The 16,459-nt window shown below is 31.3% G+C and carries 13 protein-coding genes and 1 pseudogene; 5 read left to right on the top strand and 9 right to left on the bottom strand.

Features of this window, described 5'->3' with window-relative positions; all coding sequences use genetic code 4:
* Nucleotides 1–62 precede the first annotated feature (62 nt).
* The 4 genes and pseudogenes from tig (at nucleotide 63) to ABWU82_RS01685 (ending at nucleotide 7,725) form a co-directional block, all read left to right on the top strand.
* A complete protein-coding gene (tig, locus tag ABWU82_RS01700) occupies nucleotides 63–1,412 on the top strand; it encodes a trigger factor (RefSeq protein ID WP_353289784.1) in 1,350 nt (449 codons plus the stop codon).
* 200 nt (nucleotides 1,413–1,612) lie between these two features.
* A pseudogene (gene lon, locus ABWU82_RS01695) lies at nucleotides 1,613–3,970 on the top strand (endopeptidase La); the annotation flags it as partial.
* 215 nt (nucleotides 3,971–4,185) lie between these two features.
* Entirely contained in the window at nucleotides 4,186–5,817 is a 1,632-nt protein-coding gene (locus ABWU82_RS01690) for an MATE family efflux transporter (RefSeq protein WP_353289782.1), read from the top strand.
* A 273-nt stretch (nucleotides 5,818–6,090) separates the two neighbouring features.
* Nucleotides 6,091–7,725, top strand: coding sequence for an MATE family efflux transporter (locus ABWU82_RS01685; protein WP_353289781.1), 1,635 nt, complete (start codon nucleotides 6,091–6,093; stop codon nucleotides 7,723–7,725).
* Nucleotides 7,726–7,769: 44 nt separating this feature from the next.
* Here the strand turns inward: ABWU82_RS01685 and ABWU82_RS01680 are convergent, their stop codons facing one another.
* The 9 genes from ABWU82_RS01680 to ABWU82_RS01640 all read right to left on the bottom strand — a co-directional run bounded on the left by ABWU82_RS01680 (nucleotide 7,770) and on the right by ABWU82_RS01640 (nucleotide 14,720).
* Nucleotides 7,770–8,402, bottom strand: a complete 633-nt coding sequence (locus ABWU82_RS01680) for a hypothetical protein (RefSeq protein WP_353289780.1) — start codon at nucleotides 8,400–8,402, stop codon at nucleotides 7,770–7,772.
* Between the two features lie 41 nt (nucleotides 8,403–8,443).
* Complete coding sequence (locus tag ABWU82_RS01675) at nucleotides 8,444–9,064, bottom strand: hypothetical protein (protein WP_353289779.1); 621 nt, start codon at nucleotides 9,062–9,064, stop codon at nucleotides 8,444–8,446.
* Between the two features lie 14 nt (nucleotides 9,065–9,078).
* Complete coding sequence (locus ABWU82_RS01670; protein ID WP_353289778.1) at nucleotides 9,079–9,708, bottom strand: hypothetical protein; 630 nt, start codon at nucleotides 9,706–9,708, stop codon at nucleotides 9,079–9,081.
* A gap of 15 nt (nucleotides 9,709–9,723) precedes the next feature.
* Entirely contained in the window at nucleotides 9,724–10,353 is a 630-nt protein-coding gene (locus ABWU82_RS01665; protein ID WP_353289777.1) for a hypothetical protein, read from the bottom strand.
* A gap of 6 nt (nucleotides 10,354–10,359) precedes the next feature.
* Nucleotides 10,360–10,989: a hypothetical protein gene (locus ABWU82_RS01660; protein ID WP_353289776.1), complete on the bottom strand. Its 630-nt coding sequence runs from the start codon at nucleotides 10,987–10,989 to the stop codon at nucleotides 10,360–10,362.
* 14 nt (nucleotides 10,990–11,003) lie between these two features.
* A complete protein-coding gene (locus tag ABWU82_RS01655; RefSeq protein ID WP_353289775.1) occupies nucleotides 11,004–11,633 on the bottom strand; it encodes a hypothetical protein in 630 nt (209 codons plus the stop codon).
* Between the two features lie 6 nt (nucleotides 11,634–11,639).
* Nucleotides 11,640–12,731 carry a hypothetical protein gene (locus ABWU82_RS01650; protein ID WP_353289774.1) on the bottom strand — a complete coding sequence of 364 codons (1,092 nt, stop codon included), beginning with the start codon at nucleotides 12,729–12,731 and terminating at the stop codon, nucleotides 11,640–11,642.
* Nucleotides 12,732–13,132: 401 nt separating this feature from the next.
* The gene (locus tag ABWU82_RS01645) at nucleotides 13,133–13,987 is read right to left on the bottom strand and encodes a hypothetical protein (RefSeq protein ID WP_353289773.1); all 855 of its coding nucleotides are present in this window, start codon (nucleotides 13,985–13,987) and stop codon (nucleotides 13,133–13,135) included.
* A gap of 133 nt (nucleotides 13,988–14,120) precedes the next feature.
* Entirely contained in the window at nucleotides 14,121–14,720 is a 600-nt protein-coding gene (locus ABWU82_RS01640; RefSeq protein WP_353289772.1) for a hypothetical protein, read from the bottom strand.
* 368 nt (nucleotides 14,721–15,088) lie between these two features.
* On the opposite strand from ABWU82_RS01640, the gene ABWU82_RS01635 reads away from it, so the two are divergent.
* Complete coding sequence (locus ABWU82_RS01635) at nucleotides 15,089–16,399, top strand: thymidine phosphorylase (protein WP_353289771.1); 1,311 nt, start codon at nucleotides 15,089–15,091, stop codon at nucleotides 16,397–16,399.
* Nucleotides 16,400–16,459 lie beyond the last annotated feature (60 nt).

Here is a 16,459-nt window from a genome sequence, read left to right as displayed (position 1 = left end):
GAGTTAAGGCTATAACTTTTTAAAACATATTAATATTTAAAGATAAAAATTCAGGTGATAATATGCAAATTAAAGAAATCAAAAAAGAAGTAGAAGCTATCAAATACATTATTGAAGTAGACAAAAAAGTTTGAGCTGATGCTTTAAAAGAAAAACAATTAAGTTTAGCAAAATCTGTACAAGTTGAAGGCTTTAGAAAAGGCCACGTACCTTTTGAAATTGCTAAGAAATACATTTCATTCGGTGACTTAGCTACTCGTAGCTTAGAACCAGCAATCGAAAAAACTCGTGAAGAATTAGAAAATTCTGATGAATTCAACAAAGAAGACATCGAATTAATCGAAACTCCAACTGTAGACGTACTTAAAGTTAACGAAGAAGAACTTGAATTATCATTAACTTACGATGTATTCCCAACTGTAACAGTTCGTGACTACAAAAAAATTAGTTTAATTAAAAACGAACACGAAACAGTGTCAGAAGAAGACATTGACAAAGAAATCAACAAATACTTAAGACACCAAAAGAAAGTTATCGACAAAACTGAAGGTAGCTTAGAAAAAGGCGACATCGCAATTTTCGACTTCGAAGGTTTCAAAGATGGTGTAGCTTTTGCTGGTGGAACTGCTAAGAACTACGAATTAGAAATCGGTACAAACCAATTCGTGCCAGGTTTCGAAGACCAAATGGTAGGTATGAACTTAGGTGAAACTAGAGAATTAGAAATCATTTTCCCAGAAAACTACCAAGAACCATCATTAGCTGGTCAAAAAACAATCTTCAAAGTAACATTAAACGGCATGAAGAGCCAAACAATCCCAGCAATCAGCGAAGAATTCATTAAAACTCAAGACATCGCTGGTGTTGCTACTGTAGAAGAATTCAGAGCATACGTTAAAAAACAATTACAAGCTCAATACGATTTAAACTACAAAGACAGAGCAAACAACGATTTAATCATTGACTTAGTTGCAAACACAGAAGTATCTCACATTCCTGCATCAATGCTTAATGCAGAAAAGAGAAAAATCAAAACTATGTTAAACAACCAATTAAAACAACAAGGTTTAGATTTAGAAAAATACTTAAAATTCATCAACACAACTGAAGAACAATTCGACATGAATTTAACTAAAGATGCTATTACATCATTAAAATACGCTTTAGCAGTTGAACAAATCATTAAACAAGAAGAAATTTCAGTAAGCGATGCTGAAGTTGAAGAATACTTAGAAGGTGTTTCTAAGATCTACAACGTGTCAGTAGAAGACTTAAAGAAACAAATTAAAGGCAACTTAGAAGCTCTTAAAGAACAATTATTAAACGATAAAGTTGTGAAATCATTAATCGAATGAAACAAAGCTAACCCTGTAAAAGAAGTAAAAGCTGAAGAACACAACCACCAACACTAATTGTTAAACAATAACCAATCAATTTACTAAATTAAGAAGGATTTAGATACCTAAAAGTGCTTATGGATGGAAGCGTTTAGAATATCTAAATTCTTTTTTCTCTCATTGCATCAGACATTTTTAGCAATCATTATATAAGAGTGCTAAAAAGGTTAAATAATGTGATATTATTTATATAAATGTCAAAGGAGGTATTGAACTTGAACACTCAAATACCATTACTAGTTACTAGAGGTAGCGTTGTTTTACCAGGAGTAGAACAAACTTTAGAATTAGGCAGAGAAAAATCTGTTAAAGCTTTACAAATGGCTTTAGTAGAACCAAATAAAAAAGAACTAATTTTTGTCGCACAAAAAGAACTTGAAATCGATAGTCCAAAATACAAAGATATCTTTAATATCGGGACTTTAGTAAGAGTTAAAAAAGCAGTCGAAACTGCCCCTGGTGAATGAAAAATTACTGTTGTCGGTAAAGAAACAGTTGAATTAGTCAAACCAGCTGATTTAGATGCACCAGTAGAACTTGTAGCTTCTTACACTCCAGTGAAAGTGGAAAGCCAAGTGACAGATGCATTTAAAGAAAACTTAGAATCTGACTTAGCTTTTATCACTAAAAATAACATTAATTTTGATGCTCGTTTAATGTCTGCTTTCGAAAAAGAATTATCAAACGAAAAACCAGAAAAAATTAAATGAGAAAAAGCAATCCACAACCTAGCTGTTTCATTAATGTCTGGTCCACAATTATTTACAAAATTACAAGACATTTTAGAAGCCCAAACTTTAGAAGCAAAACTTAGAGTTGTGTCTGATTTCATCTTTGAATTAAAGGGTGATACACAAATTCAAGAATCAGTGAACGGCGTTATCGATCAAAAAATGAACGATAACTTACAAAAACAACAAAAAGAATTCTATTTACGTGAACGTTTAAGAGTTATCAAAGAAGAACTTGGTGAAATCAGTAACCGTGATGACGAAACTGAATCAATCAAGAAACGTTTAGAAAAATTCCCTTACCCACAATACATTAAAGACAAAGTGCGTAGTGAATTAGCTAAATACGAAATGTCAATGAACTCAAACGAAGCAAGTTTAACAAAAGCTTACATCGATTGATTATTAGATTTACCATGATGACAAGAAGGTGCTGACAACCATGATTTAGTCAACGTTCAAGAAGTTTTAGATAAAAACCACTACGGTATTTCTAAAGTAAAACAAAGAATCGTAGAATACTTAGCTGTGAGAACCCAAAACCCTAAAGCTCGTGGTCCAATTATTTGTTTAGTTGGTCCTCCGGGGGTTGGTAAAACAAGTTTAGCTAAATCAATCGCTGAAGCCTTAAACAAAGTGTACGTGAAAGTTTCACTTGGTGGGGTAAAAGACGAAGCTGAAATTAGAGGTCACAGAAAAACTTACTTAGGTGCAATGCCTGGTAGAATCATCAAGGGTATGAAAAAAGCGGGTGTGATTAACCCATTATTCTTACTTGATGAAATCGACAAAATGGGTAGTGACCACAAGGGCGATCCATCAAGTGCTATGCTTGAAGTTTTAGACCCAGAACAAAACTCACACTTCAGTGATAACTACATTGAAGAAGAATACGACTTATCAAACGTGATGTTCGTAGCCACTGCTAACTACTACAACCAAATTCCTTACGCTTTAATCGACCGTTTAGAAGTGATTGAATTATCAAGTTACACAGCTAACGAAAAGAAAGAAATCGCTAAAACTCACTTAATTAAAAGAGTTTTAGACGGTGCTAACTTAACAAGCAAAGACGTGAAATTCAATGACGATGCAATTGACCACATCATTAACTACTACACTAGAGAAGCTGGGGTCAGAGAATTAGAAAGAATTATTCAACAAATCGTTAGAAAATATTTAGTAGAAAAATTAACTGCTAAAGAAAAAACTAAGGGTGCTAAAGTTATTACTAAAGAAGTAGTCGAAGAATACTTAGGTAAAAAGAAATTCGATTTAACAATGAAAGAAACTCACCAAATTCCTGGTATTGTTAACGGTATGGCTTACACTGCTGCTGGTGGTGATTTATTGCCAATCGAAGCTACTTACTTCAAAGGTAAAGGTAACATTGTAGTAACTGGTAACCTTGAACAAACTATGAAGGAATCAGTGTCTGTTGCTTTAGGTTATGTAAAAGCAAACGCAAAACACTTCGGTATTAATGAAGATATCTTTAAGGATATTGACCTTCACGTACACGTACCAGCTGGGGGTATTCCAAAAGATGGTCCATCTGCTGGGGTAACTTTAACAACTGCAATTATCTCTGCTTTAACAAACATTCCAGTAAAAACTACAATCAGTATGACTGGGGAAATTATGTTAAGAGGTAAAGTCGGTATCATTGGTGGGGTAAAAGAAAAAACTATTTCAGCATACCGTGCAGGTGTGAGAGAAATCTTCTTACCAATTGATGACGAAAGATTCTTAGAAGATGTTCCAGAAGACATCAGAAAGAACATTAAATTCCACTTAGTTTCAAAATACCAAGAAATTTATGACGAAATTTTCAAAGGTCAAAAACCATTAGCACAAACTGAAGCTAACAAAGAATTGTACGAATCTTTTGAAAAAAACGCAAAAACAAAATAACATAATTTAAAAAAGAGCTGCAACTGGTGTAGGTTGCAACTCTTTTTCTATCATTTTACAAATTTCTAAAAGTATTGTAAGATAATAGAATAATGGAAGTATACACAAAATTAAATTTACTTTTATAAGAGAGGAATTACAATATGGCCGAGCAGAGTGTTCCCGACAGCGGTAACATTTCATCCGAATCCACAGGTGTAGACCCAAACGACAGTGATTCGAACCAGTCAGTGAATACTGATTATAATCTCACAAAACCTAACCAAAAGAAACGTCGTCCAAAAGGGTTTTCCTACTATTGTGGGGACCGTAGCTTCATAAAAACTTTTTTTAAATTATTCTTGCCTTCTTCAGGACAAGCCTTAGCAGCAATCTTTGTTATTTTTATTAATAATTTTTACTTAGCATCCTTTTGCAAAAATGGATCAATAGTGAAAACGGGTTTAGGATTAGCCGACCCGGTTTTAAGTTTTACCTTTATTGTTTTGACCGCCTGATTAAGTGGTATCACTGTCATGATGAGTCAATATTTCGGTAGTAACGAATATCATCGGACACAACAAATTGTGGTGTATTCGTTTATTAGTTATAGCATCTTAATGTTACCGTTATTGGTATTATTAGCTGCTATTCCTAAAGAATTGATTACGATGACTAGTGGGATTCCGATGAACACTAGCACCCCAGACTTAAAACACGCAATGGATTACGGAGCAATCTATATGAGAATGTTAGTGTGGACTTTTATCCCGTTAATTTTCTCAGAGGGTTTATCTGATGCTTTACAAATTACTGAAAGAGCCGGTATTTCTTTCCTTGGTTCTATCATTGGGGTAATCATTAGTATTATTTTTGACCCGATTGCTATTATTTTAACTAAGGGTGACCCTTGAGAATCTATTATCTTAGTAACTGTGATTGATGGTTTAGCACGGATTGCACAATTAGCATTTCTACTAATTTACATTGCTGTAAAGAAACATCAACCCGTTTATATTTTTAAAAAAATTAGAATTGAAAAAGAAGTTTGAACCAAAACTTTAAAGTACGGTTTTCCATCATTTACAAATGACTTCTTGTTTGCTTGCTTTGCAACTTTACAAACCATTATTATCTTACGTTATAGTGATAATACTGATATGTACGGCAACATCCAACCAGCTACAACTAACGTCACTTTAATTATGCAATTTGCGAATGTGATTTGACCGGGAATGGCGGCTGCGACTTCAGTATTAGTAGGTAGTTCACTAGGTGATGGTCAAATTGAAGAAGCCAAATTGAACGCGAAAAGATCATTGTTATGATCATTTATTGTCTCAGTTACTTTAAGTTTACTTATCTTTGGTATTTCGTGAGGTATTAACCAAGCCTTAGATGCGAATGTGGTTCCCGCAAAAGTGGGAATGAAAAATTTAGACATCAACGGCTTAAACTGACTATCTATGAAAATGGAATGAGTCTTAATGCCAATCGTCTTGTCCCAAGGTATCTTCTCAATTTTCTACTACTCTGTGAGAACAGGTGGTACCAAATTGGTAGTCCTTTGTGACTCTGTGATTATGGGGATTTGAACTATTATTATGGCATGCTTAACCTTTACTGGTAAATTATCATTTATGGATCCAGTAGCCTTTATTTTCTTAGTTCAATGTGAACAAATTATAAGAATGATTGCGAGCGCGCTCGTCTTTAAATATTCAAATTGAGCAAGAAACTTAACAGCTGTTTCAAAAGAAAAAATTGGTGCAACTGCTGTTGATGTAATATATTAATAGAATTAAATCCATAAAATCCAACCTTCATAATGGTCTAACCCATTATGAAGGTTTTTTAATGTAAGGGCTGAATTGCTATATAACACTTGTTGCTATAAAAAGATTAATAGTTCAACGTCATAAAACAAAACTCTTTATCAAAAAATTATTAGTAATAATGGTGGCAAATTACTCTGTTAAGTGTCTCTTTTTATTATTTTTAGTAATGTAAAATAATAAACAGAGAGAGTAATGTATAATTAACTTATTTTATAAGAGAGGAAATTAACTATGGCTATGAAAAATGTTACTGGTACCAGTAACATTTCGTCCGAATCAACCGGGTTCAAACCGAGTGATAATGGTTCGGAACATCCAGCTAATTTGGCTGAGATGGATACTGTTAAGCCTAACCAAAAGAAACGCCGCGAAAAAGGTTTTACTTACTATTGTGGTGACCGCAAATTTATTAAAACATTTTTCAAACTTTTCTTACCTTCTTCAGGGCAAGCCTTAGCGGCAATTTTCGTTATTTTTATTAATAACTTTTACTTAGCATCCTTTTGTACAGATGGTTCTTTAGTTAAAACTGGTTTAGGGTTAGCTGACCCTGTGTTAAGTTTTACCTTTATCGTATTAACTGCTTGATTAAGTGGAATCACTGTTATGTTGAGTCAATATTTTGGTAGTAATGAATACCACAGAACTCAACAAATTATCGTCTACTCATTTATTAGTGCAAGTATTTTAATGCTTCCGTTATTGGTGCTGTTAGCAGCAATTCCTAAAGAATTAATTACGATGACTAGTGGAATTCCCCAAAACACAAATGTCGCTGATTTAAGAAGTGCTATGGACTATGGGGCAATTTATATGAGAATGTTAACGTGAACCTTTATTCCGTTAATTTTCTCAGAAGCAATTTCTAATGCTTTACAAATTACTGAAAGAGCTGGTATTTCATTTATTGGTTCTTTAATTGGGGTTGTGATTAGTTTGGTGTTTGACCCAATCGCCATTATTTTAACGAAAACTAATCCATGATTAGCGATTGTATTAGTTGCAGTTATTGATGGTTTAGCACGGATTGCTCAATTAATATTTTTATTAATTTACATTGCTGTTAAAAAATATCAGCCAGTTTACATTTTTAAAAATATTAGAATTGAGAAAGAAGTTTGAGTAAAAACCTTAAAATACGGTTTTCCCTCATTTATGAATGACTTCTTATTTGCTTGTTTTGCCACTTTGCAAACCATTATTATCTTGCGTTACAGTCATAACACAGACATGTATGGTAACATCCAACCCGCGACAACAAACGTTACTTTAATTATGCAATTTGCTAACGTAATTTGACCAGGAATGGCTGCTTCTACTTCTCTATTAGTAGGTAGTTCGTTAGGCGAAGGTAAAATTGCTGAAGCCAAATTAAATGCGAAAAGATCGTTATTGTGATCATTTATTGTGTCTGTTACGTTAAGCTTATTAATCTTTGGTATTTCATGGGGTATTAATAAAGCTTTAGATGCAGACATTGATCCAGTTAAAGTTGGAATGAAAAATCTAGACGTAAACGGTTTAAACTGACTTTCTATGAAAATGGAATGAGTCTTAATGCCAATCGTTCTATCTCAAGGCATCTTCTCAATTTTCTACTACTCTGTGAGAACAGGTGGTACCAAATTAGTGGTTCTTTGTGACTCGGTCATTATGGGGATTTGAACCGTTATCATGGCTATTTTAACCTTTACGGGAAAATTATCATTTATGGATCCGGTAGCCTTCATCTTCTTAGTTCAATGTGAACAAATTTTAAGAATGATTGCCAGTGCGCTGGTTTTCAAATATTCACACTGAGCAAGAAACTTAACGTCAGTGCCTAAAGAAAAAATTGATGCACCAGCGGTAGATGTTGTGTACTAATAAAACAAAATCTTTATGGTTGAAGAGCCATAAAGATTTTTTTATTAATAATTATTGGTTGGATTGGGCATTAACCCCAATTTTTTAAGCTTTTTAATGTAACGATTATTAATTTTACAATAGCATTTAGTTTTATAGGGACTAGGTTTAATTAGTAAGTTCGGTCAGAATTGGCTAAGCACTTTTACAGTTTTCCGTGCAGTTAAGAAACAGCAATAGACATTGAAATGAGATTTAGCTGTAGCATAACTACTATGATCGAAATGTTTGAAGAAAAGAGCTGAAGGAGGGTTTAGAACAATGCTAGCATTCATAGGTGTTCCCACTCTTGTGTTATAAGTTAAACTAGGACCACTCATAATTAAATAAAAACTATAACAGTTTTTTAGAGTAGGTAGTAAACCTTCTTCGGGTACATAATAGTGAAGAATAATGAAATCAATCCCTAATACTGCATCTGGTTTGGTAGACCCAATACTAATCAAATACATGGTGTATTTGTGAAAGTTATAAGTGACATTATAATGGACAGCTAAGGCATGGACTTCTTTACAGTGGGTTCAGAATTTAGTTAAAAAACTTCAGCTTTGAGCAACTTCATCTAACTTTGTATTGATAGGATAAAAGTCTTTACGGGTAAAAGTGTGTAATTCTTTTAAATTTTGGTACTTAATCATAATGCATCCTTTTAAAAGAAAATTAAAAATCTAGATTAGAGTTATTTATTTGTGGGAAATAACCCTAATTTTTTCATTTCTTTAATGTATTTATTGTTTACTTTACAGTAGGCTTTATTTTTATGTTTACTTGGTTGTTTTAATAAATTAGGGAAGTAATGCTCAATTAGTAACATAGTATGTTTTATTGTAGTGAAACAACAAAAAGTACTGAAGTTAGAAGCTCTGGTTGAGTAACTACTATTAGAAAAACGTTTAAAGGTAAGAGCTGAAACAGGAGCAATAACAATGCTAGCTTTTCCTCTAGTATCAGGTCTATTATTACATTTTAAACTTGGTCCGCATTGAACCAAATAAAAGGTAGTCGTTTTTCTTAAAGTCATAACTGGTTGACTAGGAACGTAATAACGGATAATAATGAAGTCTATACCAAGAATTCCGTCAGGATCGGTGGAACCAATGCTAGCTCAGTAAACTGTATATAACATAAAATTTCAGGTTATATTATAATGAACGTCTAATATATGAACTTCTTTACATTTGTTTTTAAATGGTGTAAAGAAGGCTCAATCCTTGCCAATTTCATCAATCTGTGGATCGACTTCCTCAAAATCTTTTCTTTTATTAAAATAAATTTCTTTAAAGTCTCTGTATTTAATCATAATGATGTAATTTTTTAATTATTTAAGTTTTTGTCAGGAAACAACCCTAATTTTTTCATTTCTTTAATGTATTTATTGTTTACTTTACAGTAAGCTTTATTTTTATATTTACTTGGTTCTTTTAACAAATTAGGAAAGTACTGACTGATCAGTTTAATGGTTCTTTTTAACCGAATAAAGCAACAGTAAATATAAAAATCAGATTTCTCTGTGGCATAACTACTGATAGTAAATCTTTTAAGAGTTAAAGCTGAAATTGGTTGAAAAATAGCGTTAGCGTCACGAATTTTTTCATTATGGGTTTTATATCTTAAACTAGGACCACATTCAATTAAATAAAAAGGTGTAGGTTTTCTTAGAGATGTTATATCTTCACTAGGAATGTAATAATGTATAATGATGAAATCTATGCCTAAAATAGCCTCGGGTTCATTAGAACCGATGCATATTCAATACACATTGTAGTAGCAAAAATTCCATACCACATTGTAATGTAAGTCTAGCATATGGACTTCTTTGCAAAGATTTACTAAAGGTTTATAAAATTCTAAATCTTTACACATTTCATCAATGGTTGCGTCTAGTTCTTCAAAGTTTTTTCTAGTTTTAAAATTAATATTATTTAAATCTTTGTATTTAATCATAATGTAAATGACTAATTAATGTTTTTTAATATCGCTAGGAAACAATCCTAATTTTTTCATTTCTTTAATGTATTTATTGTTTACTTTACAGTAGGCTTTATTTTTATGTTTGCTTGGTTCTTTTAATAAGTTAGGAAAGTACTGACTGATCACTTTAATAGTTTGTTTAAGGTAAACAAAACATCCATAAATATTAAAATCAGATCTTTTTGTGGCGTAGCTACTGATTGCAATTCTTTTAAAGAAAAGTGCTGAAACGGGACTACAAACCATACTACTATTTAAATTGGTATCTACACGCGTGTTATATTTTAAACTCGGTCCTAATCCAACTAAAAAGAACGTATACACTGATTTTAAGTCACTAACATCTCCTCTCGGAACCATGTAGTGAACTACAATAAAATCAATACCTAAAACAGCTTCTTTTTCGTTAGAACCAATTGCAAATAAATAATCAGTATAATATCTACCGTTTCAATGAGTATCGTAATAAACATTTAAAATATGAACATTTTTAAATTTTTCTTTAAAAGGTTGAACAAATTTTCAATCTTTACCAATTTGGTCCATTTCAGAATCAACTTCTTCAAAATCTTTTCTTTGTTTAAAGTAAATGTTTTTGTAATCTTTATATTGAATCATAATGATTTAATATTCTTTATTTTGGTCAGTAAACAACCATAATTTTTTCATTTCTTTAATGTATTTATTGTTTACTTTACAGTAGGCTTTATTTTTATGTTTGCTTGGTTCTTTTAATAAGTTAGGAAAGTATTTACTGATAACTTTAATAGTTTGCTTGGGGTAAACAAAGCATCCATAAATATTAAAATCAGATCTTTTGGTGGCATAGCTACTAATCGCAATTCTTTTAAAGAATAGTGCTGAAACTGGACTACAAACATTACTAGTATTATATGCAGTGGCTATACGAGTGTTATATTTTAAACTAGGTCCACATTCAACTAAAAAGAATGTTTGTGTAGATTTTAAATCACTGACATCTCCTCTAGGTACATAATAATGCACAATGATAAAATCAATCCCTAAAATGGCATTAGGTTCATTCGAACCAATAGAAATTCAATAATTTGTGTAGAATCTACCGTTTCAATGAGCGTTATAATGCACATTTAAAATGTGAACATTTTTAAATTTTTCTTTAAAAGGTTGAATAAACTTTCAATCTTTAGCAATTTCATCCATTTGTGGATTTACTTCATAAAAATCTTTTCTCTGTTTGAAATAGATCTCTTTGTAATCTTTATACTTAATCATAAGTAAGTAAAAATTTAATTTTCTTTATTCTTATCAGGAAATAATCCTAATTTTTTCATTTCTTTAATGTATTTATTGTTGACTTTGCAGTAAGCTTTATTTTTATGTTTACTTGGTTGCTTTAATAAGTTAGGAAAGTATCTGTTAATAAGTCTAAGAGTTTTTCTTTGACCAGCCATGCAGCAAGCTATTAAAAAATCGGATAATTCTGTTGCATAACTACTAATTGCAAGTCTTTTAAAAAAAATTGCTGAAGCTGGGCTCATTACAATGCTTGTATTTCATTGTGTTCCAATTCTGGGATTGTATTTTAAACTAGGACCACAAACAACTAAATAAAAAGAACAATATTTTAAAGTTGGCAGCATTGGAGAATCAGGAACATAATAAAGTACGATAATAAAATCTATACCTAAAATAGCGTCAGGTTGTGTCGAACCTATACATACTCAATAATTAGTGTAAGAATGAAAATTTCAAGGAACATTGTAATTTATATCGATGACATGAACTTCTTTATATTTATTTAAAAATGGTTGGATGAATTTTCAATCTTTGCTAATTTCATCTAACTCATTATTTACTGGTAAGTAATCGCTTCTTTTTTTGAAATAGATGTCAGAAAAATTTTTATATTTGTACATATTTAATTAAAAAGCTATAACAGTGGAAGCTATACCAATCGAAGCTGTAACTAAATCTAAAAATGTAAGAATCACATCTATTGCCACGGTAGCTTCCAAACTTGAAAGATTAAATACCGCATCAGCATCATTTACTCCCAAACATACTTCAACACATCTTTGAAGAGTAGGTAATTTTTCAATTTCTCATCCTTTATAATGATTTAAATCATTTATAAAAGCAAATATATCATTTACAGAATATGTTACACTAGTACCAGAAATTAAAAATGTCGAAACTTCAGCATAAATATTATTAATTCCTTTGTATGCCACTCAACCCATAGCTGCTGCTGCCGTATCTGCTACTGCTGAAGCTAAAGTTATAGGACCCGATACAAATCATCCTCAAAAAGGGATTGTAAATTGAGCGGCAGCAATAATATAACTAGCTGCCGCAGCAGCAGTCATTGTGCCAGCAAATGCTGCCAACATTGTTAGCTGCTTTTTCATTCTGGCATTAGTTTTCTTAGCGGCTTGTTCGTTAATTGTATAACTTTGTTTATTGTTAGAATTGTTACTAAATAAACTAATAGGACTACTAAACGCAACATATGATGCATGTTCAGCATCATATTTTTGTTTCAATGCTAAAGCACGCTTAGTTTGTAGTTTCTTTTCTTGTTCTTGGTACTTATGAATTTTTTGTTCAATAGCTTGTCTTTTATTTTCTGGTAAGTTATTAAATTTTTTAATGTTATTCTTGATTAAGGTGTTCATGCTAATCTTGTGTTCAAAGACTAATTTACTTAATTTATAAGCCTTTTCTTTGACGATTGCACGGTACTTTGCGTTTTGTTGATAAGTTTTTGATAAATGAGGATTAGCAATTAACATTGAATCCATAAGATTATTAGTTTGATTATTAATGTATTTATCAACAGACTGTAAATTAGTCTTTTGCAACATTTGTTCAAAATTAATATGACTAGAATTTAATTTGTAATTTGTAGTAAAAGTGTTTTTACTTAAACTGATACAGTTATTAGTTTTTTGTTGTTCAACGTGTTTAGTTACAGTTAAAGGTACGCTCACTGCAGTGGCAGTAACAGCAGTCAAACCAAGGATACTGCCTAGAATAATTCATGTTTTTTTTACTTAAGTTAGGTTTCATAATTTATTTCTTTCTAAAAAGAATATAAGAGTTATTAAAATAGAAAGTCAATTATGCTAACTGAAAGGAAATGAATAAACTTTTATGTCATTTAAATTTGAGACAATAAAACATAAAAGTGTCAGCATGTAAATTAAACTTGAATTGTAATAATCTCTAGATTAATCACAATTAATCTACCTAAATCATAACGCTATCCAAAACAAAAAAAGCAATATTTTTATCTAGCAATTTAAACTCACACATAAAATGTTCTGATTGTAAAATTGGTTTTATTTCAGGTTAAACAAGTAGAAAAAAGTTTATCTCGTAATGAGATAAACGATTCTTTTTAATAATGTAATATTTATTCAACGATTTCTTCGTCAGATCAAGGTCTTCTGTATATGTAATGAATTCTAGTAGAATTGTTACTACTTGCAGAATTGACCAGTGCAAAAATAAAGAGAATAAATAGAAGAATTTTGCCTGTGTTGTAAATAACACAAATCAGCGTATTTAAAAGACCTAATCCTGCAAGAAAATATATCTTTAATAAAAGTTGGGCTTTTCTTTTTTCGTTTGTTATCATTCTTAGTTTAGCTAAATTTCAACGCGAGATGGAGTTGTAATAAAGGGTTAAAATCGTTACCATCACTAAACTAAACACCACTTGATAAATTAATTGTCAACGCGCGTAGCCACTGTAATTAGCGTGCAGTAATAATAAGAAAAATAATTCAAGAACAAAAAGGCTCGCTGTAAAAACGAAACTAAATCACCAAAAGTTGTTAGTTCATCTGTTCGTGATTTTAGATTGGCCAATACAACCAGTAACTAAAAAACTTATACCAGTAAAACTTATTGCAATAAAAATGATTCATGCGTCAGGAGCAGCGCTACAGACTGGTGCAATTGCTCCAAAATAAATCGCTAAATAAGTGATTCATAAACTAATAATGCTGCCTCAGTTTTTCAATAAGTTTTTGTTAAGAAATATTCTTAAAAAGTTACCCACTATTACTAACGCAATACTAACAAATAAAGTCACTTCTATATAACTATTAGTTTGTAAGCATCATGCACAGTCTACTGTCATGATTTTTCAATAAATAAAACATAATATAGATACTAATAAAAATCCTCCACCGGACACTAATGATGAATTAGCCATTATCATACGGTTTAAGGAAGACATTGTTTTAATTTTATAAACTCTCATACAATCACCTGGGAATCTAATTGGTAGATTCGCCTAAGATTATATATATATATATATTCGTGAGCATCTTTTTGAAGTGAACGAGAAAAAACCTTCGTAATTCTTATTGATTACGAAGGTTATTGAATTATATCTAATTTCTAAATCAACTTAAGATGTTCAACAAGTAGTAGAACAATCAAATAAACATATTTAAAATTTCTAACCCCAAAATAAAGGCTAATTTAGGTTTACTTTGAGCGTCTAAGTTTTGGTACATTACTTCCATTTTAGAAATTCTGTAGAAAGTTAAAACGGTGATGATTAAAGTGACCACACTAAAGACAATTTCAAAAATTAGTTGTCATGTCGCATAATGTGGGTAAGTGAACCCAATGGCTAACAAGAAAATTAGTTGGATAACAAAAATGCTAGCTGTTAAGATAAACAAGAATCAGCCTAAAGAATTGGCGAATTTATCAGAAACAAAGAAGGTACCGATAACTCCCATTACTATGAAACTAATGCCCGTAAATCCAAGGGCGATGAAAATTACTCATGCATCATTAATGATCGTAATTAATGGTGCTAAGATGCTTACATAAGCAAATAAATATAGAACTCAAATTAAACTAATTTTTCACCATGCAGTCTGGAATGCATTTCTTAATAATAGTGGTTTTAATATCATTCCCAAGATTAGTAAGCTAATACTGATTGCTAAAGAAGCATAGAAATAGGCTTCTTCGTGCAAAATATGAGGAAAGTAGGTTTGGACTATTCACCAGTACAGTAAACAAAATCCCGATACAAGAAGAAAACCACCACCCGCAATTAAAGAGGAGTGTGAGACTAATTGACGTTTTTGGATACTTAGAGGTTGAAAGAAATGTGTTTTCATATTTAACCTTTGAAATATACGAAATAAGTCGGGATATTTATTATATCTACACAAAAAATAAATAGCAAAATCTTTCAATTATGTAGGGTTTGGTAGTTTATCTAAAAATAATTCTTTTTTGGATGTATAAAAGCTTAACTCAATTTATTATTGTAGTTATAATATAGTTTTATACTTTCTGCTATATGCAGAAAACAGGTATGTAGAAACGAGGGTATCAAATGAATATTTTAGATTTGATCACAAAAAAAGTTAACCAAGTAGCGTTAACTGAAGAAGAATACAACTACTTTGTAACAGAATTTACAAATGATAGAATTCCTGATTATCAAGCCTCAGCTTTCTTGATGGCCATTAGATTAACAGGTACCACAGCAGACGAAAGATATTATTTAACCAAAGCGATGTTGAACTCTGGGGTAACAATGCATCCTAAGGCAACTAATAAATTGCACATTTTAATTGATAAACATAGTTCTGGTGGTGTTGGTGATAAAGTGTCATTAATCTTAGCGCCAATTTTAGCTGTCTTAGGCTATGATGTCGCTAAATTATCTGGCCGCGGCTTAGCGTTTACTGGGGGCACAATCGACAAATTAGAATCAGTGGGTGTAGACTGTGAATATGATGAACACCACTACCAAGAACAAATTGATAAAAACCACTTCTTCTTAATGATGCAAGGTGCGGAAATTGTACCAGCTGATAAGAAAATGTATGCTTTAAGAGATGTAACTGGAACAGTAGATTCAGTAGGTTTAATTGCCGCAAGTATCATGTCAAAGAAGTTGGCAATTGAAACTGACTACATTTTCTTAGATATTAAAGTTGGTAACGGTGCCTTCTGTAAAGATTTAGCTATGGCTGAAGAGTTGTCTGAAGCCATCTTAGACATTTCTAAGAGATTCAACAGAAAAACTATTATTCACTTAACACAAATGTCTACACCATTAGGTAAATGTGTAGGTAACAGAATTGAAGTGTTAGAAACTGTCAAATTCTTACAAAACGAAATTTGATCAGCAAACTTAAAAGAATTGATTTATAGTTTTGTGACTGACATTTTATTAGAAACAAACGTTTTACCGAACAACAATGTTGCTGAAGCAACTAAAACAATTGATGAAATTTTACAAAGTAAAGCTGCTTACGAATGTTTCTTAAATTACGTAAACAACCAACATGGTGATGCTCAAAAAATTAGAGATAACACATTCTGAGAACCTAAATATAAACATGAAATTACAGCACCACAAGCTGGTTATGTAGTTTATGCTTCAACTAAAGAAGTAGGTATGATTAGTGCAAAGTTAGGTGCTGGTAGATTTACTAAAGGTCAAGCATTAGATTTTAATGCTGGAATTTATTTAAATAAAGAAGAGAATGATTTTGTAAATGCTGGTGAAGTAATTGCTACTTTATACAGTGATAAACCAATTGCTATGCAATTAGAAACTGAATTCTTAGCTAATGTTCAACTATTAAATGAACCATTAACAAAGAAAAAAACCATTCTAAAGGTAATGAAGTAAATTTTATTATAACAAAAAAATAAAATAATTTTCAATATTGTAGAAAAAAATTATATAATA

Source organism: Ureaplasma ceti (assembly GCF_040369755.1).
Lineage (GTDB): Bacteria > Bacillota_I > Bacilli_A > Mycoplasmatales > Mycoplasmoidaceae > Ureaplasma > Ureaplasma ceti.
This window is presented reverse-complemented; position numbering and strand designations above follow the sequence as displayed.